Below are 23,420 nucleotides of genomic sequence, written 5' to 3' on the forward strand. Positions count from 1 at the left end.
CGTGACAGCCGGGTCACCGGCACTCGCGCCCGAGGACCTGCCTGACGGTGGCCTACACGTGGGCGACTATTCTTTCGAGCGAACCCGTCGGTGATCGTCGGGCGATTTTCGGAGAACGACACATCAGGAGAAGTGCGCTGACTGCCACCCGTGAGCACCCAGCACGCGTCGTTGTCCTCGCTTCGGGCACCGGATCGCTTCTGCAGTCCCTGATCGATGCGACGAAGGCCGAGTCCTATCCGGCGCGGATCGTTGCGGTCGGTGTCGATCGTGATTGCGACGCTGCCCGGCATGCACACACTGCCGGGATTGCGCATTTCCGCGTCGGGCTGAGGGAGTTCGCGGACCGTGATGGCTGGGATGCGGCTCTCACCGAACGTGTGCTGGCGCACGAGCCCGATCTGGTGGTGACCGCCGGCTTCATGAAGATTCTCGGTTCCGATTTTCTCGGTGCGTTCGCCGGACGCATCGTCAACACTCATCCTGCGCTGTTGCCGTCGTTCCCCGGTGCGCATGCAGTGGAGGATGCGCTCGCCTACGGCGTCAAACTGACCGGGTCGACGGTGCATCTCGTCGACGCCGGTGTCGATACCGGGCCGATTCTGGCTCAGGAAGCTGTGCCCGTGCTGGGCGACGACGATGTCGCGACTTTGCACGAGCGAATCAAGACCGTGGAACGCAGGCTTCTGGTCGATGTGATCGCAGCTGTTGCCACCCGAGGTGTTGTCTCCGATGGACGAAAGGCTCAGATTCAACCATGAGTGAACGTAAAGCAGTGCGCCGCGCACTGGTCAGCGTCTACGACAAGACCGGTTTGATCGAACTCGCAACCGGCTTGCACAAGGCAGGCGTCGCTCTGGTCTCCACCGGATCGACAGCATCCAAGATCGCCGACGCCGGGATCCCGGTCACCAAGGTCGAGGATCTCACCGGGTTTCCCGAGACCCTCGACGGCCGTGTGAAGACGCTGCATCCGCGTGTCCATGCGGGTGTTCTGGCCGATACCCGTCGGCCGGAGCATGTTTCGCAGCTCGAGGAGCTCGGGATCGAGGCGTTCGAGTTGGTCGTGGTGAACCTCTATCCGTTCACCGACACCGTTGCCAGTGGCGCGACACCGGACGAATGCGTCGAGCAGATCGACATCGGTGGCCCGTCGATGGTCCGCGCTGCCGCGAAGAATCACCCGTCGGTGGCGGTCGTGGTGGATCCGGCTCGGTACTCCGATGTACTCACCGCAGCGTCCGGCGGCGGGTTCACGCTCGCCGAGCGCACTTCGCTTGCGGCACAGGCGTTCCAGCACACCGCTGCGTACGACGTCGCGGTCGCCTCGTGGATGAGCAGCGTTCTCGTGGAATCGGACTCGCAGTTCCCCGAATGGATCGGCGGCACCTGGGACCGCGCGGCAGTGCTGCGCTACGGCGAGAACCCGCATCAGGCCGCAGCCCTGTACAAGGACCCGGCCGGCACCGGCATAGCTCAGGCCGAGCAGCTGCACGGCAAAGAAATGTCCTACAACAACTTCACCGACGCCGACGCAGCGTGGCGTGCCGCTTTCGATCACGAGGGCCCAACCGTCGCGATCATCAAGCACGCCAATCCGTGTGGCATCGCCGTCGGCGCGGATATCGCCGAAGCGCACCGCAAAGCCCACGCCTGCGACCCCGTCAGTGCTTACGGCGGCGTGATCGCAGCCAACCGCGAAGTGACGGTCGCGATGGCCGAGCAGGTCGCGGAAATCTTCACCGAGGTGATCGTCGCTCCGTCCTACGCAGACGGTGCACTCGGAGTTCTGCAGCGCAAGAAGAACATTCGGGTTCTGCTCGCGGCCGCGCCGTCGGGCAAGGGTGTCGAGCTCAAGCCGATCTCCGGTGGGACTTTGCTGCAGGAACGCGACGCCATCGACGCCGACGGCGACAACCCGGCCAACTGGACTCTGGCAGCCGGTGACGCAGCGGACGAGCAGACCCTGAAGGATCTCGAATTCGCCTGGCGTGCAGGCCGTGCCGTCAAGTCCAACGCAATCCTGCTGGCCAAGGACGGCGCGTCCGTCGGCGTCGGTATGGGCCAGGTCAACCGCGTCGACGCAGCTCACCTCGCCGTCCAGCGCGCGGGCGATCGCGTCGTCGGTTCGGTTGCCTCCTCGGACGCCTTCTTCCCGTTCCCCGACGGCCTGCAGGTTCTCCTGGCCGCAGGCGTCAAAGCCGTCGTGCAGCCCGGCGGATCCGTCCGCGACAACGAAGTCATCGCCGCAGCCCAGGACGCCGGCGTCACGCTGTACCTCACCGGTTCGCGTCACTTCGCGCACTGATCCAGTTCGCACTTGTGCAGGCCGAAGCGCCTGATTGGTCTGCACAAGTGCGAACTCGCGCCCTGTGGATAGACCGGAATCTATCCACAGGCTCCGGCTTCAGACAGCTTTTCGGGTGGGTAGCCGTGCAATCGTGGGCGGGTGCCCGCCGACCAGCCGTTCAGAGGTTCCCTCGCAGTCCGCGACGGTAGCCTGACTCGACATCAGCTGACCCACGGCTTCAAGCGCATTCACCGCGACGTCTATGTGCGCAAGGACGTTCGGATCGACGCCGTTGTCCGGGCGCGGGCAGCCCATGAGTTCGCTGGTAGGGCGGCGGTGTGTTGCGGGATGTCGGCAGCTGCATTGCACGGCGCACGATGGATCGACCCCGACTCGCCTGCGGAGGTGATCTGGCTCGGACGCCGACGCCAACTCGACGGTATCCGCATCCGATTCGATACCGTCCGCGATGTCGAGATCACCACCGTCGCAGGTCTGCCGGTAACCACGATCCCCAGAACCATGTTCGATCTGGCGAGGCGGCTCCCCAGGGTGCGGGCCGTGCAGGTGCTGGACGACCTGTCAGGAGTGTCCGGAATCTCGGCTGCAGACGTTCTTCCGTTGTGCGCACGGTATCCGGGCTTACGGGGAGTATCTGCGGCGCGATCGGTTCTGGCACTCGTCGACGGTGGTGCAGAGTCTCCGCAGGAAACCGCCACTCGGCTGTTGCTCGTCGATGCAGGACTGCCTCCACCCGAGACACAGATTCGCGTTGCCGACGAACACGGCATGTTGTTCGCTCGCTGCGATCTGGGCTGGCCGGAGTGGAAGGTGGCCGTCGAGTACGACGGGGTGCAGCACTGGACGTCGGAGAAGCAGCGGTCCTGGGACATCGAGCGGTTCGAGAGGCTCGAGCGCGCCGGCTGGCTGGTGGTCCGAGTGAATTCGGAACAACTGCGCCTCCGTCCGCGCGAGGTGGTCGAGCGTGTTCGACGCAAACTGCGGCAAGCGGGCGCGCCTGTGTGACGAGTTCGCACTTGTGCAGACGAAAGACCCCCGTTTCTCTGCACAAGTGCGAACTCGACGAACGGTGCTTCTTCTGAGACGGGCGTACTTTGGTGAAGTGACCTCTAATCGACCTGGCATCACCACTGTCGGCGAGTTGCGTGCGTCCGGACACGTGCAGCGCTCCGTGAAAGAAGAACTCCGGGAAAATCTGCTCGACGCGTTGCGTGAGGGCAGGGATGCGTGGCCGGGAATTCTGGGCTTCGACAAGACTGTGCTTCCGCAGTTCGAGCGAGCGATTCTTGCTGGTCATGACGTTGTTCTGCTCGGTGAACGCGGGCAGGGAAAGACGCGCCTTCTGCGTACGTTGAACCTTCTGCTCGACGAGTGGGCGCCTGTCATTGCAGGTTCCGAGCTCGGTGAGCATCCGTACGAACCCATCACTCCGGCGAGTATTCGACGCGCACGTGAGCTCGGCGACGGGTTGCCCGTCGAGTGGCGTCACCGTAGCGAGCGATACTCGGAGAAGCTGGCGACTCCGGACACGTCGGTTGCGGACCTCGTCGGCGATGTCGATCCGGTGAAGGTCGCCGAGGGTCGGAGTCTGGGAGATCCGGAGACCATCCACTTCGGGCTCGTGCCGCGGAGTCACCGGGGGATCGTGGCGATCAACGAACTCCCCGATCTCGCGGAACGTATTCAGGTTTCACTGCTCAACGTCATGGAGGAGCGGGATATCCAGGTCCGCGGCTACACGTTGCGGCTGCCGCTGGATGTCGTCCTCGTCGCGAGCGCGAACCCCGAGGACTACACCAACCGTGGGCGGATCATCACTCCACTGAAGGACCGCTTCGGCGCCGAGATACGCACTCACTACCCGCATGCGTTGGCCGACGAGATCTCGGTGATCGAGCAGGAGGCCAACCTCCCGGCGAACGTACCGTCGTATCTGCTCGAGGTGCTGGCTCGGTTCACACGGCTGCTGCGTGAGTCGCCGTCCGTCGACCAGCGTTCGGGTGTGTCGGCGCGGTTCGCCATCGCGGCGGCGGAGACCATCGCGGCCGCAGCGGTGCATCGGGCTGCGGTTCTCGGCGAGAGCGACGCGGTGGCGCGGCCGGTGGACCTCGGAACCATCATCGAAGTGCTCAGGGGCAAGGTGGAATTCGAGTCCGGTGAAGAGGGCCGCGAGACCGAGGTGCTCGAGCATCTGCTTCGGCGCGCGACGGCCGACACGGTGCGGGACCGGTTGGGCGGAATCAACCTGGCACTGCTCGTCACGGCCATCGAACAGGGTGAGCCGGTGGTGACGGGCGACCGAATCGCCGCCAAGACACTGATCGGTGAGCTGCCGGACCTCGAGGTGCTGCAGGACATCGACGAGCGTCTGAACGCGACCTCCGACGGCGAACGCGCTGCCGCAACGGAACTCGCGCTGGAAGGGTTGTACCTTGCGCGGCGGATTTCCAAGGATCCCGACGACGACGGACAGACGGTGTACAGCTGATGCCTGCCAGTAGATACGGGCGGTATCACGACGGCCCCGATCCACTGGCACCGCCGGTAGACCTCCGCGAAGCACTGGAGTCGATCGGCGAGGACGTGCTAGAGGGCGCATCGCCTCGCCGGGCGATGCAGGAGATGCTCCGGCGGGGTACCCGGAACATGAGGGGCCTCGACGATCTGGCGGCCGAGGCCAACCGTCGGCGACGGGATCTTCTGCGCAAGAACAACCTCGACGGAACACTTCAGGAGGTCCGCGAACTCCTGGACAAAGCTGTGCTCGAGGAGCGTAAGGCGCTGGCGCGTGCGCTCGACGACGATGCCCGTTTCCAGGAGATGCAGATCGGGGATCTGTCCCCGTCGACGGCGCAGGCCGTGCAGGAGTTGGCCGATTACGACTGGCGTTCGTCGGAGGCTCGTGAGAACTACGAGAAGATCAAGGATCTGCTCGGGCGCGAGATGTTGGACCAGCGCTTCGCGGGTATGAAGAATGCGCTCGAGAATGCGACGGACGAGGATCGACAAGCCATCAGCGAGATGCTGAAGGATCTGAACGAGCTTTTGGACAAGCACAATCGAGGCGAGGACACCGAGCAGGACTTCTCGGAGTTCATGGCCGAGCACGGCCAGCATTTCCCCGAGAATCCGTCGAACGTCGAGGAGCTCCTCGATTCGCTTGCTCAGCGCGCCGCGGCAGCTCAGCGTCTGCGGAACTCGCTGAGCCCGGAGCAGCGAGCGGAATTGGATGCGCTGGCGCAGCAGGCATTCGGAGATTCCACTCTTTTGCAACAGCTCGACCAGCTGGACCAGAACCTCCAGCAGGCCAGGCCGGGGGAGGATTGGGACGGTTCGCAGAACTTCCGCGGCGAGAACGGGATGGGCCTGGGCGACGGGACCGGTGCGCTGCAGGACATCGCTGATCTGGAGAACCTCGGAAATCAGCTTTCGCAGCAGTACAACGGCGCCGCGCTCGACGACATCGACGCCGACGCGTTGCTGAAACAGTTGGGACCGGAAGCCGCGGCGGATGCTCGCATGTTGGCCGAGCTCGAAAAGGCGCTCGAACAGCAAGGTTTCATGGACAAGGGTGCCGACGGCCAGTGGCGGTTGTCGCCGAAGGCGATGCGTCAGCTGGGACAGTCTGCCCTCAAGGATGTCGCGGGACGAATTTCCCGACGCGGCGGCGAGCGCGACACGCGCAAGGCCGGTGCGATGGGGGAGCCGACGGGTGCTTCTCGGGCATGGGAATTCGGTGACACGGAGCCGTGGGACGTCACCCGCACCGTCAACAATGCAGTTCTGCGCACCGCAGCCGAAGGTTCGACGTTCCCGGTGCAACTGCAGGTGACCGACGTCGAGATCAGCGAGACCGAAACGCGGACGCAGGCGGCCGTCGCGCTGCTCGTCGACACGTCGTTCTCGATGGTGATGGACGGTCGCTGGGTGCCGATGAAACGCACCGCGCTTGCGTTGAATCACCTTGTCAGCACCAGGTTTCGCGGTGACGATCTGCAGCTGATCGGCTTCGGTCGTCACGCGCAGACGTTGACGGCGTCGGAACTGGCCGGGCTCGACGGGGCGTACGACCAGGGCACCAATCTGCATCACGCGTTGATGCTGGCGGTGCGGCACCTGCGTCGGCATCCCAACGCGCAACCCGTCGTGCTGATCGTGACCGACGGCGAGCCCACCGCGCACCTCGAGCCCGACGGGCACGCGTATTTCGACTATCCGCCGTCAAACAGAACTTTGGGGCTGACGGTCCGTGAACTCGACACGGTGGCGAAGCTGGGTGCGCAGGTCACCATCTTCCGGTTGGGAGACGATCCGGGGTTGGCCCGCGTCGTGGACAAGATGGCCGAGCGGGTCGGCGGGCGAGTCATCGCCCCCGAGCTGGACGGGCTGGGAGCTGCGGTGGTGTCGGACTATCTGAAACGCAGGAAGTCCCGCTAGTCCTTGGCTTTGATGCTGACGCCGCCCCAGAAGGCGAAGCCTGTCACCACGATTCGTGGGGCTCCGGGAGCACCTTGCTGGCTCAGGTGGTCGAAGCCGCCCATGATGCCTGCGCCGCGTACTTCGACGGCGACGTTGCGGGGGACCGTGATGTCGATGCCGCCCATGATCGCGACGCAGTTGAGCGTCACCTCGGGAGCCGAGAAGTGTGCTCGGCGTAGGTCGATCTCACCGCCGCCCCAGAACGCGACGGCCTCGACGCGCGGTGCGACGGTCCATTCTCCCTTGCGCTCGAATCCACTCATGATGGCGACGGCACGATCGGTGGAACGGCTGGGAGCCGAGTAGAGAGCTTCGGTGGGCGGCGTCAGCGCAAGGTCGCTGGTGAGAACGTCGAGTTCACCGTAGGTTTTCGCGCGATACGCGGCGGCCGTGCGTTCGTCGTACTCGGACACCGTGAGCTGGCCACCGGCCAGAGCGTCACTGAGGAGCTTCGCGACGAGGTTGCGGTCCGCGTCGGCGGCACGGACGGATTCACGGTTCTGTTCGGGCAGGTGATCGCTCACCTGGGTCAGGTTACTAGGCCGCGTTGACGATGGCGCGGTCTCCGACGGGCGAACTCAAGGTCATCTGCATCGTGCCGTACACGGCGACCATGATGCAGGCCTTGTCCGCGGCCTCGGGAAGCGTTCCGGTGCGCAGTGCGATGACGACTTCGGTGTCGGACTCGGTGACCTCCACCTCGGCCCCGTAGCACTCCGGGGTTCCGGTGACGAAATGGATGGCGATGGTGTTGGGGGAGATCTGGCTCCACGACTCGAACGGCGTCGACACCGCGCGCACCAGTCCTGGGGTGGATTCGAACATCGTCCCGACGTCGCCTACCGGAACCTCCACGGGCACCGGCGGTGCACTGGGACTGTGCATCAGCTGCGCAGACGTAGGGGTGGTGGCTTCGACGTCGTCACCGCCGTCGGCAGGGTCGTTGCCGCACCCGACGAGCAGGACGCACAGCAGAACTCCTGCAGCCAGAAACCTCATGATTCCAAAGTAACCGCGGGAGCTGAGGAGAACCTTTGGGTAGTCCAAGAATCGGGCGATCGGTCAGGCCAGCAGGGCCGTCACCAGTGCGATGACGGGTATCGCTGCGATGGTGGTGACGAAGGCCGTGTCCCGTGCCATGACGACGGCGCGGTTGTAGCGGTTCGCGAAGACGAAGACGTTCTGGGCGGTGGGCAGCGCGGAGATGACGGTGATGGCGAAGAGTTCGTGCCCTTCCAATCCCATGGCGAGTCCCATGAGGTAGCCGAGGACCGGCTGGAGCACCATTTTCATCGTCGTCGCGAGGAGCACGTCTCGCCTGGGGCTCGTGCCTTTCTGGAGAACGCGGGCGCCGTAGAGCGAGAGACCGAACGCGAGAAGAGCGCCGGGCACGGCGGCGCCGCCGACCAGGTCGAACGGCTGCATGATGGCTTCGGGCAGTTCGATGCCGAAGATGGACAGCAGGAGTCCTGCGGCGCCGGCGAGGACGATGGGGTTCTTGAAGGGCGTGACGACGATATTGCGGATGGATGCTTTCTTGCCCATGGTCGACAGGTCCAGGATGGTCAGCGCCAACGGCGAGTACACCATGATCTGGAAGAGCAGCAGCGGTGCGACGAAGTTGGCGTCGCCCAGCACGAACACCGCGATGGGAATGCCGAGGTTGGCGGCGTTGACGTAGGACGACGCCAGGCCGCCGATCGTTGCCTCGGGCACGCGGCGTTTCAGCACGAGCCGGGCCAGGAGGAAGTACAGGGCGCCGACGGCGAGGGCGGTCACGCCGGCGATCACGAGGATCGGCGACAGGATGACGGCCAGGTCGGCCTGCGCGAGTGTCACGAACAGCAGCGAAGGTGTCGCGACGAAGAACACGAGCCGGCTCAGGACGAACTGGCCGTGCTCGCCGAGAACTCGGAACTTGGCGAGTACGTAGCCGAGCGCGATGACGATGAAGATGACCGTGAAGCCTTCGAGAACACCGGACATGGAGCGGTAGGTCTCGTTTCTCTCGGGGAGGCTGGCCAGGACTAACTCTAGTGCTCACGCAGAAAGGCCACGCACCCGAGAGTGCGTGGCCTTTCCTACGAGAAATTCTTACCGGCTGGTGAACGGCAGCAAGGCCATCTCACGAGCGTTCTTCACTGCGACGGCGACCTGACGCTGCTGCTGCGGCGTGAGGCCGGTGACGCGGCGGCTACGGATCTTGCCGCGGTCCGAGATGAACTGACGAAGAAGGTTGATGTCCTTGTAGTCCACCGTGGTCACCTTGGCGGCGTTCAACGGGTTCTTCTTGGGTCGACGTCCTGCCTCTGCGCGGACCTTCTTCGACGGTGCTCTCTTGACTGCCATCTGTTCTTCCCTGTTCCTTACCAGCTCGACTTGTGGACGCCTGGCAGCTCCCCACGGTGAGCCATCTCGCGTACCTTCACGCGTGACAGCCCAAATTTCCGCAGGTGACCGCGCGGACGTCCATCCGCAGCGTCACGATTGCGCAATCGTACCGGACTCGCGTCGCGCGGTAGACGCTGCAGTGCCGCTTGGGCCTCTGCTCGCTCGGAATCGGGTGTCGACGGCTTCCGGATGATCTCCTTCAGTTCGCTCCGGCGGGCTGCCCACCGGGCGACGACGACCTTCCGCTGCTCGTTCTTGGCGATCTTCGATTTCTTGGCCATGTCAGCGCTCCTCGCGGCTAGCGTTCTTCACGGAAGTCGACGTGCTTGCGGACGACGGGGTCGTACTTCTTGAGCACGATGCGATCGGGGTCGTTTCGACGGTTCTTGCGGGTCACGTAGGTGTATCCGGTGCCTGCGGTCGACTTGAGTTTGATGATCGGACGGACGTCCGTGCTCTTTCCCATCAGAGCTTCTCCCCTCGTGCTACGAGCTTGGCGACGACGGCGTCGATTCCGTCACGGTCGATGGTCTTGATCCCCTTCGCCGAGAGCGTCAGGGTGACGCGGCGGCCGAGGCTCGGGACGAAGTAGGTCTTCTTCTGGATGTTCGGGTCCCAGCGACGGCTGGTCCTGACGTGCGAGTGCGAAACGGACTTACCGAATCCCGGCTTCCGTCCCGTCACCTGGCAGTGCGCGGACATACGCGGTCCTCTCTAGCTGACATGACAATCGTTTTCGACAAAGCGTTGTTTCGAATGTAGCGTGACAACGCAAGAAATGACAATCGTTGTCGATAGAAGGGATCTGCTTGTGGACGGCCGCACACCACTCGTACTCGTATCCGGTTGGACGGGTGCCATGGACGACGTGGTGACCTCACTGCTCGGGCCGGGCACCGTCGCCGTACGCCACGACCTCAGTCGCGTCTACGAGGGCGTCGTCCGCCGGACGCTCTACGCGGACGGCGACGCACCGCGCGAAACCATTCTCGAGCTCGCGCACGGCTGTGTCTCCTGCACGCTGCGTGAGGACCTCCTGCCGCTACTGAGGACGCTGTCCACCCGTAATTCGGTGCGACGGATCGTCCTGGCGATGGATCCTGCCCTCGAGCCGGAAGCGTTGTGCTGGGCGATCGAGAACGTCGTCGTCGCGGGCATCGTCGGTCAGGTCGACGGATCGGCCTCGCGAGACGTCCGTATCGAAGCCGTGATCGACTGCCTCGACGCCGCCACCTGGCTCGCGGACGCCACCGGCGACGACGCCCTGGCCGACCGAGGAATCGTGGCCAGCGGCGACGACGACCGGACCGTCGCGCAGGTCGTCGTCGGGCAGGTCGACTATGCCGATGCCCTCGTCGTCACTGCAGGCCCCGAGGTCGACGCGTGGGAACGCGCCAAGCTCGCAGCCGTGTTGGAGCGTCTGGCACCCGGTGCGCCCATCGCGTGGGTGGGGCCAGGGGACAAGCTCGACGCCGACGCGCTTGTCGCTGCTGTTCCGCAGGGTGCGCGACGCGGCGCCATCACCGACGCCCACTCGCCGCTGCTGCGCGGTGAACCTCCACTCACGGCGGATTGCGGAGTGACTCTCGTCGAATTCTCGGCGACGCGACCCTTCCATCCCGAACGACTCCACGAGGCAATCGACGTTCTGCTCGACGGTGTCGTCACCGCACGCGGACGCGCCTGGGTGGCAACCCAGCCCGACGAGGCCCTGTGGATCGAGTCCGCCGGCGGCGGCCTGCGCGTCGCCAGTGCCGGAAAATGGCTGGCCGCAATGACACCGGAGGAACAGGACGGCGTCGACACCTCGCGTCGGGCCATGGCTGCCCTTCGGTGGGACGACGACTTCGGTGACCGCGACACCTCGCTGGTCGTCCTGGTCCACGCCGCCGACCCCTCCGAAATCGACCGGACGCTGCAGTGGGCGCTGGTGTCCGACGACGAGATGACCGACCGGCAGGCATGGGCCGAATGGAACGACCCGTTCGGTCAGTGGCACGAAGACCCGTGCGAAACAACAGAATCCCCGTACTCGGAGCAGAAGAAAGAGGCACAGGAATGAAGGCAGGAATCCATCCCGACTACCACCCCGTGGTATTCCAGGACGCAGGAACAGGAACCAAGTTCCTCACCCGGTCCACCATCACCTCGACCCGCGAGGTCGAATGGGAAGACGGCAACACCTACCCACTCGTCATCGTCGACGTCACCAGCGAATCCCACCCCTTCTGGACCGGCGCCGCACGCATCATGGACACCCAGGGTCGCGTGGAGAAGTTCGAGAAGCGCTACGGCCGTCGCAGCCGTAAGGAGGCCTGAGACATGGCTGTACCGAAGCGGAAAATGTCGCGGTCCAACGCCCGCAGTCGCCGAGCACAGTGGAAAGCCGTCGCTCCCGACCTCGTGAGCGTCCGCGTCGGCGGGCAGGAATTCAAAGTCCCTCGCCGACTCGTCAAGGCCGTACAGACCGGTGTCTACGACCCGAGCTGAACCCGAGCAACCTTTTCGAGAGCGAACGTGCCGTTCGGTCACTTCAAGTGACCGAACGGCACGTTCGCTCCGCTTCAGGGGGGGGCAAACAAAACCCTGGCGTCCGGTGTGGAGAAGCCGTTAGTCTGTCGAAGTGTCCACTTCCTTCGCTTTTCGGTCCGCTGCTGCCCTGACGTGCGCTGTTCTTGCGTGCACCATGGCAGGTGCTGTTGCATCCGCAGAGCCGGTGGACAGGACGCCCGGCACGATTGTGGAGACGTCCCCGCTGCCCACTGATCTGTGGATTCCCGGAACCGGTGAGGCGCAGCGCATCACGTACTGGACTGTCGGATCCGACGGTGCTCCGGCGCTCAGTAGTGGAACGTTTTTCGTTCCGGAAGGACCGGCGCCCGAGGGTGGTTGGCCGGTCGTCGGTTGGGCTCATGGCACTTCCGGTCTCGCCGACGAGTGTGCGCCGTCCCGTGTCGGCCCCGCCGACCGTGAGCGAGATTTCGGCTACTTGTCGACGTGGATCGAGCAGGGATACGCGATTGCCGCGACCGACTATGTCGGCCTGGGCACGCCTGGCTTGATGCCGTATCTCGACGGCAAGGTGTCTGCGCACAGTGTCGTGGATTCGGTGAAGGCGGCCAGATCCGTCGAGCCGTCGTTGTCGAACAAGTGGGTAGTGATCGGCCAGTCCCAGGGCGGTGGCGCAGCGATCACCACTGCCCGATACGCGACGGAATACGGTGGCCCCGAGCTGGATTACCGCGGAGCCGTCGGGACCGGGGTGCCGGCGAACATCGAGCTGGCACTTCTGCCGCTGGGCCCGGGAGTTCTTCCGGTCGCCGCGGGCAAGGGTCTGACGACGTATCTGCTGTACATCCTGGCGGGTCTGCGATATGCGCATCCGGAGATCGACCTCGACTCGTACCTCACCGAACAGGGAAGACAGCTGGTCGACCGCGCGGAAAGGGTCTGCGTGTTCGATGCTGAGGACGAGTTCGTGGGCACCGTCTCCGGTGATCTGTTTGCCAAACCGTTGAACCAGATTCCGAATTTCTACGGTCTGTTGAACGACTACATGGGCGTGCCCGTCTCCGGCTACGACCGACCTGTCTTCATCGGCCAAGGCCTGACGGACGTGGATGTGCCTGCACCCGCTGCTCTTTCACTGGTTGCTCAGATGAAGGCGAACGGTCAGGACGTCACGCTCCACACGTACCCGACGGATCACAGCGGTGCACTACTGCAATCACAGGCGGATTCCGTTCCGTTCGTGAAACGACTTTTCGAATAACGCTTTCTCAGCGGCCGACGCTTGCGGTTCGTTCGGGCAGATTTCGGGTGCGAGAATCTGTCAGAGCTGTATGGGACCATGTCCCCCTAGGTCAAGTGCTAAGGGGGAAGTGTGGAACTGGATCTTATGTATGTCGCTGGCTTTTTCGATGGAGAAGGCTCTGTTGGAATTTATAAAGGTGGCCAGTTAGGACGCACTTTGCGGGTGCAAATAACTCAAGCGGACAGCGTTCGCACTCGGGAGATTCTAAAATACTGCCAAACGAGGTGGCGTGGTTCAATAAGCAGTCTTAACAAGCAAAAGCGGCGCAAGGCTCTTATTTGGCAAACCGGCGGTAGTGGGGCCCTCGAGTTTTTGGATGACGTTTGCTCTCGGGTTGTACTGAAAACGGAGCAAGTTGATTTAGCAATTGCATGGCAGAAGTCGAGACCGGTCCGCGTTCGCGATGTAGGTGGACGATGGCAGAGCTGGGATGCTGACCAGCAGCAGTTGGATGAAGACGTCGCCGCGCTGCTGTCGGTGATGAAAACGAAGGATGTGCTCGCGGATTCAGTGCTGCGCGAAACTCTGACATCACTACATTTCAGGATCCGCGCGCTGAGTTCCTTGGTCTGACTAAAATAGATTATTCCAGTGAGTGGCTGTGTAACAGTACGGAAGTCTCGTGCGAGGCCGCGTCGCGGCTAATCGGTCGCCGATCCTTCCCCTCTTCCGTTACATTTTTTCACAGCCACTTCTGGCGTTTGAAGACCAGGTAGAGGACGGAGGACAGGACGACCATGCCGAGGATGGCCATGGGATATCCCAGGTGCCATTTGAGTTCCGGCATGTCCTCGAAGTTCATCCCGTAGATGGCGGCGATCAGCGAGGGAGCGAACAGGATTGCGCCCCAGGACGATATTTTCTTGGTCTGCTCGGTCTGATCCAGGCTGACCTGCGTCATGGCGCGCATTTCCTCGTTCTGCTGCTGCGCGACGAGTGTGGCGTGGGTCTGCAGCGCGTTCTGCAGCGTCGCTTTGAAGCCCTCCACGCGTTCGGTTATGCGGACGCAGTGGTCGAGGACGTCGCGGAGGGATCGTTTAAGTTCGACGTCGAGTTCGTACTCGTTGTTGCCGCGTTTCAGGGCGTCGATCATCGACACCAATGGTTCGGTTGCGCGCTGGAATTCGGCTACTTCACGCGAGAGCGTGTAAATGCGTCGGGACACGGATGGGTCGCCGGAGAAGAGCTGGTCCTCGATTTCGTCGATGTCGTTCTGCAGCCCTTCGACGACGGGCTCGTATTCGTCGACGACCTGGTCGAGGATGGCGTACATGACGGCTTCGGTGCCGAGCGTCAACAGCTCGGGGTCGGCTTCCAATCGCGATCTGACGGCGGACAATTCGGGCGATTCGGCGTGGCGGATAGTGACGACGAAGTCCGGTCCGAGGAAGACGTGCAGCTCACCGAACTCGACCTTCTCGGTTTCATCGATGTAGCGGGCGGGCCTGAAGACGACGAAGAGTTGGTCGCCGTACTGCTCGAGCTTGGGACGCTGGTGCGCGGCGATGGCGTCTTCGACGGCAAGGCGGTGGAGTCCGAATTCGGCTGCAACCGAATTGATCTCCTCTTCCTCGGGTCGGTAGAGACCGATCCACGCCATGCCGTGTCGTTCTCGCATGGCCTCGTAGGTGCTGTCGAGGTTGTCCGGGGTGACGGCACGCTTGCCGTCGACATAGACCGCGTTGTCGACGATCGGCAACTTTCTCACCTGCACTCTCTTCGGTAGTGACCGTGGAAAGCCTGCCAGACCGGGGCGGAGGCGTCAGACTGGGTGCATGGATCAGCGCGTACATTTCCTGACACTCGCTACTCCCGACGTCGATGCGTCCCGAGCGTTCTACCGCGACGGCCTCGGGTGGACACCTCTTCTGGATGTACCGGGAGAGATCATCTTCTTCCAGATCGCGTCGGGCTTGGTTCTGGGCTTGTTCGACGCACAGAAATTCACCGAGGACCTCGGGCGGAACGACGGGCCCGCAACGGTGGGCGGGTTGACGCTCTCCCACAACGTCAGCTCGCCCGCCGAAGCCGACGCAGTGGTGAAGGCAGCCGTCGAGGCAGGTGGGACATTGATCAAGCAGCCGCAGAAAGCTGCATTCGGTGGGTACAACGGTCACTTCGCCGACCCCAACGGCGTCATCTGGGAGGTATGCCACAACCCTGGCTGGAGTGTGGACGAGGACGGGACCGTGAAGCTGAGGGAAGTCTGACCACACCATGTCGATTCAACGGATTCTGTCGGAGGTCGAAACCTACGAGGGTGTACTCGACCTTGCTCCAGGACCTGGGAGTGCACACCCAGAGATATCGTGGGGCGATCACTTCTTCTATTACGCGCCCGACGGACAGATTCCGCGCACCCGTCAACCGTTCGCGACGATCGTGACGAAAAACTATCCTGGGGACACGGGTTCGCGTCTGGACGACACCGATCGTTGGCGCCTGAACATTCATTCGGGAGCGGACCGGTTCACCGAAGATGCGTCGGTGAGTGACGTCGGCGCCGTGGATGTGTTTCATCCTCATCCGGTGTACCCGGGTTGGGTGTGCGTGGTGAATCCGGAGACTCGAAGCCTAGATACTGCTCTGGAGCTTCTTCGGATCGCGTACCTGGCCGATCGGCAACGCGTCGAGCGCCGAGCGCGTCGATCGGACTCCGCGTCCGACGGATCGGAGTAGGGGACTCGTCCACCAGCGAGTTGGAGGCGTCGACCACTCGTGCGACGCTTGTCCCGTGCTGGTCGAGGTGCTGGGGTATGTGGGGATTGTGGCGTTTGCGGCCTCCGGGGCGCTGATCGGTGTTCGTAAGCGGTTGGATTTGTTCGGGGTGTGCGTTGTCGGGATCACGACGGGTATCGGCGGGGGCATCATTCGCGACGTGCTGCTGGGCATTCATCCGCCGACGTCGTTGGATCAGTGGCCGAATGTGACGGTTGCTCTGGCGACGTCGTTGGTGGTGTTCGTGGCGCATCCGGTGATGAATCGGATTTGGCGTGGGGTTCTGTTGTTCGATGCGTTCGGGATGGGGCTGTTCGCGGCGACGGGTGCGACGGTGGCGTTGGCTGCTGGTGGCAGCTCGTTGTCGGCATGCTTGATCGGCGCGACGACGGCTGTGGCCGGTGGCGTCATCCGGGATGTTCTCGTCAACGAGGTTCCGCTGCTGCTGCGCCGGGACTTGTATGCGGTGCCGGCTCTGCTGGGGTCGACGGTGGTGGCGATAGTCGAGGGGTCGGGCCTTCCGGACAACGTGGGCCTGGTCGCGGGCACGATCATTGCGACGGGTCTGCGGGTGTTGGCTCTGTGGCGTCGGTGGAATCTGCCGATTGCGCGGCGCCTGCCGAATGTGGACTAGACCCCTTCTCAGACATATCTCAGTCCGTCAGGACAAACTATGACAATGCGCATTTTGGTTGTCGACGACGATCGAGCAGTCCGGGACTCGCTCAGGAGGTCGCTCACCTTCAACGGGTACACGGTGGAATTGGCGGTCGACGGGCTCGATGCGCTCGAGAAAGTCGCTGCGGCTCGCCCGGATGCTTTGGTTCTCGACGTCATGATGCCGAGGTTGGACGGGTTGGAAGTCTGCCGTCGGCTGCGCAGTACGGGCGATGATCTGCCCATCCTGGTGCTGACTGCGCGTGACTCCGTGTCCGAGCGCGTCGCGGGCCTCGACGCCGGCGCCGACGACTATCTGCCCAAGCCTTTCGCGCTCGAAGAACTACTTGCTCGCTTGCGTGCGCTGCTTCGCCGGACGGCGATGGACGCCGAGGGTGAATCGGAGGCGATGACCTTCGCCGATCTGTCGCTCGATCCCGTGACCCGTGAGGTCACCCGCGGGGAGCGGTCGATCAGTCTGACGCGTACCGAGTTCTCGCTGATGGAGATGTTGATGATGAACCCGCGTCGGGTTCTGACTCGCAGCCGCATCTTGGAGGAGGTGTGGGGGTACGACTTCCCGACGTCGGGCAACGCTCTCGAGGTGTACGTCGGATACTTGCGTCGTAAGACCGAGGCCGAGGGTGAGCCTCGGTTGATCCACACTGTCCGCGGCGTCGGTTACGTTCTCCGCGAGACGCCTCCGTGATGGTCGCTCCTTTCGGTCAACGTTCGACGGCAGGGCAGCGTTCGTCGGATCCGGCCGCGATGCGTCCTCCGATGCCGCTGACCCGCACGGTCTCCTTGCGCTGGCGGGTGACGTTGTTGGCGGCGTCGGTGGTGGCTGTGGCGGTGGCCGTGATGGCGATCGCGGCGTACGCGGTGGTCTCGCGGGCCCTGTACGGCGACGTGGACAGTCAGCTTCGCACCCGTGCGGACGCTCTGATCAACAGCAACATCGTCACGTTCGACCCTCGTTACGTTGCCGGCGCGACGCTCTACAGCACCGACGTGTCCGTCGCGCTTGTCTTTCCGGACCTGAGCAAGTACGTGCCGCCGGGTTCGAAGGTGCCGATCGGCGAGCCGGAAATCGCTGTCGCGGAGGGCCGGACGGATCTGTCCTTACGCACGGTCGACGATCAGCGTGTTCTGAGTCAGCGTGCACAGGACGGCAGTGCGATCGTCATCGCGCAAAGACTGTCGCCGACGGGTGCAGTGCTGGACCGGCTGGCGTGGGTGCTTCTGGTCGTCGGCGCCTTCGGCGTCGTGCTCGCGGCGGGTGCGGGTATGGCGGTCGGCAGAACCGGGTTGCGACCTATTGCGCGCCTGACCGCTGCCGCGGAACGGGTTGCGCGGACGGATGATCTGACGCCGATTCCGGTGACCGGCGACGACGAATTGGCCCGGCTGACGACGAGTTTCAACACGATGCTTCGTGCGTTGGCGGAATCGCGTGGGCGGCAGAGCCGATTGGTCGCCGACGCCGGCCACGAGTTGCGTACGCCTCTGACGTCGCTGCGGACCAACATGGAGTTGTTGATCGCTGCCGGCCGTCCCGGGGCGCCGGCGATTCCGGACGAGGACATGGCAGAGCTGCGTACGGACGTCGTCGCGCAGATTCAGGAGTTGTCCACGCTCGTCGGTGATCTGGTGGATCTGGCTCGGGAGGACGCACCGGAGACGGTGTTCGAGCGGGTGGATCTGGCCGACGCCGTCGAGCGGAGTCTCGAGCGAGCGAGGCGTCGCCGCAATGAAATCGACTTCGATGCGACGCTGGAGCCGTGGTTCGTCTACGGCGATCAGGCCGGATTGTCACGTGCAGTTCTGAACGTGTTGGACAACGCCGCCAAGTGGAGTCCGGCGGGCGGTGAAGTTCGTGTCGTCATGCGCAGGATCGGCGACGGGTTGATGGAGCTGACCGTCGACGATGCGGGCCCTGGAATTCCCGAAGAGGACCGGGAATTGGTGTTCGAGCGGTTCTATCGCTCGACGGCATCGCGGTCCATGCCGGGTTCCGGTCTCGGGTTGGCGATCGTGCGCCAGGTCGTCGTCAAGCACGGTGGAACCATCGGCGTCGAGGTGTCGGAGCGCGGAGGTGCGCTCATTCGGATCGTTCTGCCGGGGGAATCGGCACCGGACCTGGTGGCCGCCGAAGAGGGCGATTCCGACGGCACAGTCATGGGAAACTGATAGGCGCATCTCAGCGCACTCTCAGTACGGACCGGCAATGTAGTCGACAACAGAGCGGGTGACTTCGCACCACGCGAGGTTTCTAGTGAAAGAAGCGACTGCAGATGACCGACGATCGTAACGACTCCGAGCCGAACACGACCCCGCACGATCCTGCCCAGCAGAATCCGACGCGGCAGAACCCGGCTCCGCAGTCCGATCCGCATGCGACACAGCAGTTCCCGACTCAGCAGGGGCAGCCGGGTTCGCACAACCCGTACGCCGCCCCTTCGTACGGCCACAATCCGTATCAGCAGGGCGCGCCCACCCAGAGCTACGGGTACAACCAGGCTCATGCAGCTCCGACGCAGCACGACGCTCCGGTGCAGGCTCCGCCCGCTCTGCGTAGGCGACCGGGCCGCGCGACGATCGCAGCGGGTGCAATCGCACTGGTTCTGGTCGGCGGCGGTATCGGCGGGGCAGTGGGTGTCTACGCGGCGGGAGGCGGCAACGGAGCCGGCAACGCCACCAACTCCCTCAACTCGACGGTGACGGCCGCTCAGCCCGCAGCGAACATCCCCGACGGCTCCATCCAGGCCGTCGCGAACAAGGTCCTGCCCAGCGTCGTGCAGATCCAGGTGACCGGCAGTCAGGCCGAGGGCGAGGGCTCCGGTGTGATCCTCTCGTCGGACGGTCTCATTCTGACCAACAACCACGTGGCGACGGGCGCCGGAGCCAACGGCAAGCTCACGGTCGCCTTCAACGACGGTTCGACGGCTCAGGCGACGCTCGTCGGCGCCGACGCGGTCTCGGACATGGCCGTCATCAAGGTCGAGGGTCGCACGGACCTGACGCCGATCGAACTCGGAACGTCGTCGAACCTCCAGGTCGGTCAGCAGGTCGTGGCCATCGGCTCGCCACTGGGCCTGGCCGGAACCGTCACGACGGGCATCGTGTCCTCGCTCAACCGCCCGGTCTCGACGAGCGGTGAATCCGGCAACCAGAACTCCGTCATCGACGCCATCCAGACGGATGCGGCCATCAACCCCGGTAACTCCGGTGGTGCGCTCGTGAACACCGAAGGTCAGCTGATCGGCATCAACACCGCCATCGCGACACTCGGCGGTGGCCAGTCGAGCGGATCGCAGAGCGGATCGATCGGCCTCGGCTTCGCGATCCCGGTCGATCAGGCAAAACGCATCGCCGACGAACTGAGTACGACGGGCAAGGCCACGCAGGCGATGATCGGCGTGCAGGTGCCGTCTCAGGACAACGCGAACGGTGCGACGGTCGTCGAGGTCACCGAAGGCGGGCCTGCGGCAGGAGCCGGGATCCCGACGGGTGCCGTCATCACCAAGGTCGACGATCGCGTCATCACCAGCGGTGATGCATTGATCGCAGCCGTGCGCTCGCACGCGCCGGGAGACTCGGTGAAGATCACCTACACCGAGAGCGGCAGCGAGAAGACGGTGGACGTGACGCTCGGAACAGCAGAGCCGCAGACGGCAGCGGTGCAGGCACCGTCCGAGTCGCAGTCGCCTCTGCAGATCCCCGGCTTCCCCGGCGGTCGATGATGCCGATCGACACCGAACGTCTGGCAACCGTGGCAACGATTTACGCACAGCGTGAATCGGGAGCGGGCTCTACTACTACGGTTATCGGTATGGAACACGAGGCACCTCTGGCCGGGCGGGCGTTGGTCGTGATCGTCGACGATCGGACCGCACACAGCAACGAGAAGGATTCGACGGGTCCGTTGGTAACGGAGCTGCTCACCGAGGCGGGCTTCCTGGTCGACGGGGTGGTCGCGGTGACGTCGGACGAGGTCGACGTCCGCAATGCCCTCAACACCGCGGTGATCGGCGGTGTCGATCTGGTGGTGTCCATCGGCGGGACCGGTGTTTCGCCCCGCGACGTGACTCCCGACGTCACGGCCGAGGTACTGGATCGCGAGATTCCGGGCATCAGCGAGGCGCTGCGGTCCTCGGGTCTCGCGGCCGGTTCACTCGACGCCGGACTCTCGCGTGGTCTCGTGGGGGTATCGGGAAGCACCCTGGTGGTCAATCTGGCGTCCTCGCGGGCGGCTATCCGCGACGGTATGGCGACGTTGACTCCGCTGGCTGCTCAGGTCATCACCGAGCTGTCCGGGTTGGACGCTTGAGCATCGCCGATGCCTGAGGACGAGAAGCCCGCGACAAGCAGGGCGAAGCAGGACAAGACAGAGCAGGACGCTGAGAGCCGGGCCCGTGCGCAACGGGCCCGGCTCGCTCGCGTTTTCGGTGACGTTCTCCCGGAACAGACGGCCGACGATCGGAGTGAGTCGACGTCCAGGACGTCGGCAGATTGGTTCGAACGCGAACGTCCACCCCACCACTTCTGATGTGATCCACAACACATTTTTATGTGTGAATCACAGTCCTGTTAGTAGTTCGTTTACGCGCCGTTAGCGTCGGCTCATGTCCGATGCGCACTGCTGGACTTCCAATCAGCGCGATTCGAAACCTCGTGCTCGATCGTCAGTCTCGGGGCGGGCACCGTGTTACTCGAGCGTCTTCCCATATCAGCGCGTGTTTACGCCGCAGTGAGGTTTGTAACGGATCGACAACGGCGGCGATGAATGTGACCGGGGTTACTGTCCGGTATGGTGTGAAAACCGTTCACATGCATGAAACACATCACGATTCGGGCATGTACGACGGCCAATCGTAGGGATTGTCACGATCCGGCAACTCCTCTAATGTTCCCCTCAGCTTCTGGCAGACCGGGTGCGAGCAACACGCTCCGGACGCGGCTGGCAGAACTGATATACGAACCTGATCCAAGGATCTAGTTCTGCTCGGGGAGTCGCGGCGTCGTTGCTGACGAGGAACCGAGGGTGAAAGCCACAAGCTTCCCGTGCGACTGCGCTGGGACTGAACATGATGAGGAAGTAAATGACGGAGATCCAGAAGCCGCGGCGTAGCCGTGGACTGAAGTCCATGGGCGCTGCAGTTGTTGCCGGCGCTTCGGTTGTCGGCCTGGTGCTCGGTACGGGTACCGCGTCCGCCGCTGTCGACAGCACCAACTCGGTTGTGGATGCCAACGGCAACCTCATCACCGTGACGCTGTCCGACACCTTCATCAATGGTGTTGCACCGCTCGACGGCAACCCGCTCACCCGTGAGTGGTTCGCCAACGGCGTTGCAGGCTGGGAAGTTACCGGACCTGACGCTGACGACTTCGAGGGCACCGTCGCAATCGGTTACCAGGTCGGCTACCCGGCCAGCCTCGGCGGCAAGGTGACGTTCGACTACAAGACGCCTTCGCTGGACCTCACCGTTTCTGACAGCCTCTCGGCTGACATCGGTGGAATCGTCCCGCAGCTCGGCTTCTCCGCTGAGATCGCTCCCGGACCCGGCATTGTCGATGCCACCGCTGCCTCGGGCGAGATCCAGGGCACCAGCGGCGACGCAACCGGCGCTTCGGGCACCATCCAGATCGCCAACGCACACGGCACCGCGACCGGCATCCTCGGCAACGTCCGCGTTCGCCCCTACGTGTCGGTCACCAGCTCCACCGGTGACGTTGCAGTCACCTACGGTGTTCCGGTTGTCTTCAACTGATCTCGATCAGTTGACATCCTGCTTCATCCAGTGTTGACACACTGACATCACGATCGGGCCCGTCCGGAATCATCCGGGCGGGCCCGATCTTTGTTCTCTCCCTTCCATCTTCGATGACGTGCGGCAGGTGCCGGTGTGCCTGCACGACACGAGAAATGGCTGAAACCAGATGCGTTCCACTCTGATCTCCGCGGTCGCACTGACCGCGCTGGTCGCCCTTGCCGGATGTAGCAGTGACAGCGGCGATTCCGCGTCCGGAGCGAATGCCGACACGTGCACACAGTTCGCGGCCGCGCACGACGAGTTGACCGACTTGACAGCAGCCGGTCCCGTCGACGGCGACGCCGAGAAGTGGACGGCGGACAAGGATGCCGCGATCGCCAAGTTCGCACCCCTAGGGGACGCTGCCTCGGGTGACGTGCAGACGAAGCTGCAGACGTTGGTGACAGCACTTCCGGCGGACTCACTGGAACTTGCCGAGCCAGGAAGCGAGTCCGGTCAGGCGTTCGTGGACAACTCTGCTGCTGTGGCATCGGCGTGCGAAGGCGACGGGACCACGATCACTCTTGCCGAGTTCCCGCTCCAGAAGTTCTGACCGCCCAGTTCAGAATGAAAATGGCCCCGGTGAATCGCCGGGGCCATTTCTCGTAAGTTCGAAGAGTTGCGAACCGAAAGATTGTTTGGATAAAGAAAAGCGCCTGCTTCTACCGATTCGTCGGTAGAAGCAAGCGCGCTATTTTTCTCGATTTTCAGGACTTGCTGTGCGCCCCACCGCTCGGCTCGTCGGTGTCGCCGATGGCTTCGCCGCTGCCGCCGGTGGTGTCCGCGGGAGTCGAGAGCTTACGGCCGACGTCGGTGCCGCCCGCGAGGATGTCGCGAATCTGGACGAGGACGTCGACGTCGCTCAGTTCCTTCTCCGGCTGGCTGACAAACCGCTTCTTGGCCGTGTTGACCGGCAGGATGAGGACGAAGTAGACGACAGCCGCGATGATCACGAAGTTGATGACTGCGGTCACCACTGCACCGACGTTGATGAAAGTCTCGGCGCTGGAGGTGATTTGGAAGCCCCAGCCGTACTCGTTGGAGCCGCCGATGGCGGAAACGAGGGGGTTGACGATGTTGGTGGTGAATGCGGTGACGATCGCGGTGAACGCTGCGCCGACGACAACCGCGACGGCGAGGTCCACGACGTTTCCTCGGAGCAGGAAGTCCTTGAATCCCTTGAGCATGAGCCCTCCTCATTTTCGATCGGACGTGCGCGTTGTGTACTGAGGCAAGA

At 63.7% G+C, this 23,420-nt stretch carries 28 protein-coding genes; 19 read left to right on the forward strand and 9 right to left on the reverse strand.

Annotated elements, in window-relative coordinates; all coding sequences use genetic code 11:
* Positions 1-104 precede the first annotated feature (104 nt).
* The 5 genes from purN to CH290_RS08665 all read left to right on the forward strand — a co-directional run bounded on the left by purN (position 105) and on the right by CH290_RS08665 (position 6,748).
* Entirely contained in the window at positions 105-761 is a 657-nt protein-coding gene (purN, locus tag CH290_RS08645) for a phosphoribosylglycinamide formyltransferase (protein WP_052060217.1), read from the forward strand.
* The gene (gene purH / locus CH290_RS08650; protein WP_033190743.1) at positions 758-2,308 is read left to right on the forward strand and encodes a bifunctional phosphoribosylaminoimidazolecarboxamide formyltransferase/IMP cyclohydrolase; all 1,551 of its coding nucleotides are present in this window, start codon (positions 758-760) and stop codon (positions 2,306-2,308) included. Before purN ends, purH begins: the two co-directional genes overlap by 4 nt.
* 141 nt (positions 2,309-2,449) lie before the next feature.
* Positions 2,450-3,316, forward strand: coding sequence for a DUF559 domain-containing protein (locus tag CH290_RS08655; RefSeq protein ID WP_033190744.1), 867 nt, complete (start codon positions 2,450-2,452; stop codon positions 3,314-3,316).
* Between the two features lie 97 nt (positions 3,317-3,413).
* Entirely contained in the window at positions 3,414-4,799 is a 1,386-nt protein-coding gene (locus tag CH290_RS08660; RefSeq protein ID WP_033190745.1) for a sigma 54-interacting transcriptional regulator, read from the forward strand.
* Positions 4,799-6,748, forward strand: coding sequence for a vWA domain-containing protein (locus CH290_RS08665; RefSeq protein ID WP_033190746.1), 1,950 nt, complete (start codon positions 4,799-4,801; stop codon positions 6,746-6,748). The genes CH290_RS08660 and CH290_RS08665 overlap by 1 nt, the downstream gene beginning before the upstream one ends.
* Here the strand turns inward: CH290_RS08665 and CH290_RS08670 are convergent.
* The 7 genes from CH290_RS08670 to rpmB all read right to left on the reverse strand — a co-directional run bounded on the left by CH290_RS08670 (position 6,745) and on the right by rpmB (position 9,883).
* Positions 6,745-7,314 carry a DUF1707 SHOCT-like domain-containing protein gene (locus CH290_RS08670; RefSeq protein ID WP_019664481.1) on the reverse strand — a complete coding sequence of 190 codons (570 nt, stop codon included), beginning with the start codon at positions 7,312-7,314 and terminating at the stop codon, positions 6,745-6,747. The genes CH290_RS08665 and CH290_RS08670 overlap by 4 nt on opposite strands.
* A 13-nt stretch (positions 7,315-7,327) precedes the next feature.
* The gene (locus tag CH290_RS08675; protein ID WP_019664482.1) at positions 7,328-7,789 is read right to left on the reverse strand and encodes a hypothetical protein; all 462 of its coding nucleotides are present in this window, start codon (positions 7,787-7,789) and stop codon (positions 7,328-7,330) included.
* A gap of 63 nt (positions 7,790-7,852) precedes the next feature.
* Positions 7,853-8,776: an AEC family transporter gene (locus CH290_RS08680; protein ID WP_020111432.1), complete on the reverse strand. Its 924-nt coding sequence runs from the start codon at positions 8,774-8,776 to the stop codon at positions 7,853-7,855.
* A gap of 108 nt (positions 8,777-8,884) precedes the next feature.
* Positions 8,885-9,139 carry a 30S ribosomal protein S18 gene (rpsR, locus tag CH290_RS08685; RefSeq protein WP_008719028.1) on the reverse strand — a complete coding sequence of 85 codons (255 nt, stop codon included), beginning with the start codon at positions 9,137-9,139 and terminating at the stop codon, positions 8,885-8,887.
* Between the two features lie 17 nt (positions 9,140-9,156).
* On the reverse strand, positions 9,157-9,462 hold the full coding sequence (gene rpsN, locus CH290_RS08690; protein ID WP_019664484.1) for a 30S ribosomal protein S14: 306 nt from the start codon (positions 9,460-9,462) through the stop codon (positions 9,157-9,159).
* Between the two features lie 17 nt (positions 9,463-9,479).
* Positions 9,480-9,650 (reverse strand): 50S ribosomal protein L33, encoded by a 171-nt coding sequence (gene rpmG / locus CH290_RS08695; RefSeq protein WP_170947607.1) that lies wholly within the window; start codon positions 9,648-9,650, stop codon positions 9,480-9,482.
* Positions 9,647-9,883: a 50S ribosomal protein L28 gene (gene rpmB, locus CH290_RS08700; RefSeq protein WP_019664486.1), complete on the reverse strand. Its 237-nt coding sequence runs from the start codon at positions 9,881-9,883 to the stop codon at positions 9,647-9,649. The genes rpmG and rpmB overlap by 4 nt, the downstream gene beginning before the upstream one ends.
* A gap of 76 nt (positions 9,884-9,959) precedes the next feature.
* Here rpmB and mrf point away from each other — a divergent pair, with 76 nt between their 5' ends.
* The 5 genes from mrf to CH290_RS29940 all read left to right on the forward strand — a co-directional run bounded on the left by mrf (position 9,960) and on the right by CH290_RS29940 (position 13,568).
* The gene (gene mrf, locus CH290_RS08705; RefSeq protein WP_170947601.1) at positions 9,960-11,243 is read left to right on the forward strand and encodes a ribosome hibernation factor-recruiting GTPase MRF; all 1,284 of its coding nucleotides are present in this window, start codon (positions 9,960-9,962) and stop codon (positions 11,241-11,243) included.
* Positions 11,240-11,500, forward strand: a complete 261-nt coding sequence (locus CH290_RS08710; protein ID WP_019664488.1) for a type B 50S ribosomal protein L31 — start codon at positions 11,240-11,242, stop codon at positions 11,498-11,500. Before mrf ends, CH290_RS08710 begins: the two co-directional genes overlap by 4 nt.
* Before the next feature lie 3 nt (positions 11,501-11,503).
* Positions 11,504-11,671: a 50S ribosomal protein L32 gene (gene rpmF, locus CH290_RS08715; protein ID WP_033190748.1), complete on the forward strand. Its 168-nt coding sequence runs from the start codon at positions 11,504-11,506 to the stop codon at positions 11,669-11,671.
* A 133-nt stretch (positions 11,672-11,804) separates the two neighbouring features.
* Positions 11,805-12,953, forward strand: a complete 1,149-nt coding sequence (locus tag CH290_RS08720; protein WP_033190749.1) for a lipase family protein — start codon at positions 11,805-11,807, stop codon at positions 12,951-12,953.
* A 111-nt stretch (positions 12,954-13,064) separates the two neighbouring features.
* Entirely contained in the window at positions 13,065-13,568 is a 504-nt protein-coding gene (locus tag CH290_RS29940; protein WP_141216207.1) for a hypothetical protein, read from the forward strand.
* 109 nt (positions 13,569-13,677) lie between these two features.
* Here the strand turns inward: CH290_RS29940 and CH290_RS08725 are convergent, their stop codons facing one another.
* A complete protein-coding gene (locus CH290_RS08725) occupies positions 13,678-14,694 on the reverse strand; it encodes a magnesium and cobalt transport protein CorA (protein WP_027498747.1) in 1,017 nt (338 codons plus the stop codon).
* A 76-nt stretch (positions 14,695-14,770) separates the two neighbouring features.
* On the opposite strand from CH290_RS08725, the gene CH290_RS08730 reads away from it, so the two are divergent.
* The 9 genes from CH290_RS08730 (at position 14,771) to CH290_RS08775 (ending at position 22,736) form a co-directional block, all read left to right on the forward strand.
* A complete protein-coding gene (locus CH290_RS08730; protein ID WP_020111428.1) occupies positions 14,771-15,205 on the forward strand; it encodes a VOC family protein in 435 nt (144 codons plus the stop codon).
* A gap of 7 nt (positions 15,206-15,212) precedes the next feature.
* The gene (locus tag CH290_RS08735) at positions 15,213-15,674 is read left to right on the forward strand and encodes a DUF6194 family protein (RefSeq protein WP_033190750.1); all 462 of its coding nucleotides are present in this window, start codon (positions 15,213-15,215) and stop codon (positions 15,672-15,674) included.
* A 55-nt stretch (positions 15,675-15,729) separates the two neighbouring features.
* The gene (locus CH290_RS08740; protein WP_033190751.1) at positions 15,730-16,347 is read left to right on the forward strand and encodes a trimeric intracellular cation channel family protein; all 618 of its coding nucleotides are present in this window, start codon (positions 15,730-15,732) and stop codon (positions 16,345-16,347) included.
* Positions 16,348-16,386: 39 nt separating this feature from the next.
* Entirely contained in the window at positions 16,387-17,079 is a 693-nt protein-coding gene (locus CH290_RS08745) for a response regulator transcription factor (RefSeq protein ID WP_170945144.1), read from the forward strand.
* Positions 17,079-18,560 (forward strand): HAMP domain-containing sensor histidine kinase, encoded by a 1,482-nt coding sequence (locus tag CH290_RS08750; protein WP_033190752.1) that lies wholly within the window; start codon positions 17,079-17,081, stop codon positions 18,558-18,560. The genes CH290_RS08745 and CH290_RS08750 overlap by 1 nt, the downstream gene beginning before the upstream one ends.
* Before the next feature lie 104 nt (positions 18,561-18,664).
* A complete protein-coding gene (locus tag CH290_RS08755; protein WP_080748812.1) occupies positions 18,665-20,113 on the forward strand; it encodes a S1C family serine protease in 1,449 nt (482 codons plus the stop codon).
* Positions 20,114-20,202: 89 nt separating this feature from the next.
* Positions 20,203-20,700 carry a MogA/MoaB family molybdenum cofactor biosynthesis protein gene (locus tag CH290_RS08760; RefSeq protein ID WP_019664499.1) on the forward strand — a complete coding sequence of 166 codons (498 nt, stop codon included), beginning with the start codon at positions 20,203-20,205 and terminating at the stop codon, positions 20,698-20,700.
* A 772-nt stretch (positions 20,701-21,472) separates the two neighbouring features.
* Positions 21,473-22,141, forward strand: coding sequence for an MspA family porin (locus tag CH290_RS08770; protein WP_052061961.1), 669 nt, complete (start codon positions 21,473-21,475; stop codon positions 22,139-22,141).
* Positions 22,142-22,310: 169 nt separating this feature from the next.
* Positions 22,311-22,736: a hypothetical protein gene (locus CH290_RS08775; protein WP_033190754.1), complete on the forward strand. Its 426-nt coding sequence runs from the start codon at positions 22,311-22,313 to the stop codon at positions 22,734-22,736.
* A gap of 154 nt (positions 22,737-22,890) precedes the next feature.
* Here CH290_RS08775 and mscL read toward each other — a convergent pair whose 3' ends face one another.
* Entirely contained in the window at positions 22,891-23,370 is a 480-nt protein-coding gene (mscL, locus tag CH290_RS08780) for a large conductance mechanosensitive channel protein MscL (protein WP_019664505.1), read from the reverse strand.
* Positions 23,371-23,420 lie beyond the last annotated feature (50 nt).

This window comes from Rhodococcus sp. 06-156-4 (genome assembly GCF_002259345.1).
Lineage (GTDB): Bacteria > Actinomycetota > Actinomycetes > Mycobacteriales > Mycobacteriaceae > Rhodococcoides > Rhodococcoides fascians_E.

Coding starts and splice junctions, on each gene's coding strand:
- CH290_RS08730 (WP_020111428.1), top strand. CDS start 14,771: ATGGATCAGCGCGTACATTTCCTGACACTCGCTACTCCCGACGTCGAT.
- CH290_RS08760 (WP_019664499.1), top strand. CDS start 20,203: ATGGAACACGAGGCACCTCTGGCCGGGCGGGCGTTGGTCGTGATCGTC.
- rpsR (WP_008719028.1), bottom strand. CDS start 9,139: ATGGCAGTCAAGAGAGCACCGTCGAAGAAGGTCCGCGCAGAGGCAGGA.
- CH290_RS08770 (WP_052061961.1), top strand. CDS start 21,473: ATGACGGAGATCCAGAAGCCGCGGCGTAGCCGTGGACTGAAGTCCATG.
- CH290_RS08735 (WP_033190750.1), top strand. CDS start 15,213: ATGTCGATTCAACGGATTCTGTCGGAGGTCGAAACCTACGAGGGTGTA.
- CH290_RS08680 (WP_020111432.1), bottom strand. CDS start 8,776: ATGTCCGGTGTTCTCGAAGGCTTCACGGTCATCTTCATCGTCATCGCG.
- CH290_RS08710 (WP_019664488.1), top strand. CDS start 11,240: ATGAAGGCAGGAATCCATCCCGACTACCACCCCGTGGTATTCCAGGAC.
- CH290_RS08745 (WP_170945144.1), top strand. CDS start 16,387: ATGACAATGCGCATTTTGGTTGTCGACGACGATCGAGCAGTCCGGGAC.
- rpmF (WP_033190748.1), top strand. CDS start 11,504: ATGGCTGTACCGAAGCGGAAAATGTCGCGGTCCAACGCCCGCAGTCGC.
- CH290_RS08675 (WP_019664482.1), bottom strand. CDS start 7,789: ATGAGGTTTCTGGCTGCAGGAGTTCTGCTGTGCGTCCTGCTCGTCGGG.
- CH290_RS08755 (WP_080748812.1), top strand. CDS start 18,665: ATGACCGACGATCGTAACGACTCCGAGCCGAACACGACCCCGCACGAT.
- mscL (WP_019664505.1), bottom strand. CDS start 23,370: ATGCTCAAGGGATTCAAGGACTTCCTGCTCCGAGGAAACGTCGTGGAC.
- purH (WP_033190743.1), top strand. CDS start 758: ATGAGTGAACGTAAAGCAGTGCGCCGCGCACTGGTCAGCGTCTACGAC.
- CH290_RS08775 (WP_033190754.1), top strand. CDS start 22,311: ATGCGTTCCACTCTGATCTCCGCGGTCGCACTGACCGCGCTGGTCGCC.
- CH290_RS08750 (WP_033190752.1), top strand. CDS start 17,079: ATGGTCGCTCCTTTCGGTCAACGTTCGACGGCAGGGCAGCGTTCGTCG.
- rpsN (WP_019664484.1), bottom strand. CDS start 9,462: ATGGCCAAGAAATCGAAGATCGCCAAGAACGAGCAGCGGAAGGTCGTC.
- mrf (WP_170947601.1), top strand. CDS start 9,960: ATGACAATCGTTGTCGATAGAAGGGATCTGCTTGTGGACGGCCGCACA.
- CH290_RS08665 (WP_033190746.1), top strand. CDS start 4,799: ATGCCTGCCAGTAGATACGGGCGGTATCACGACGGCCCCGATCCACTG.
- rpmB (WP_019664486.1), bottom strand. CDS start 9,883: ATGTCCGCGCACTGCCAGGTGACGGGACGGAAGCCGGGATTCGGTAAG.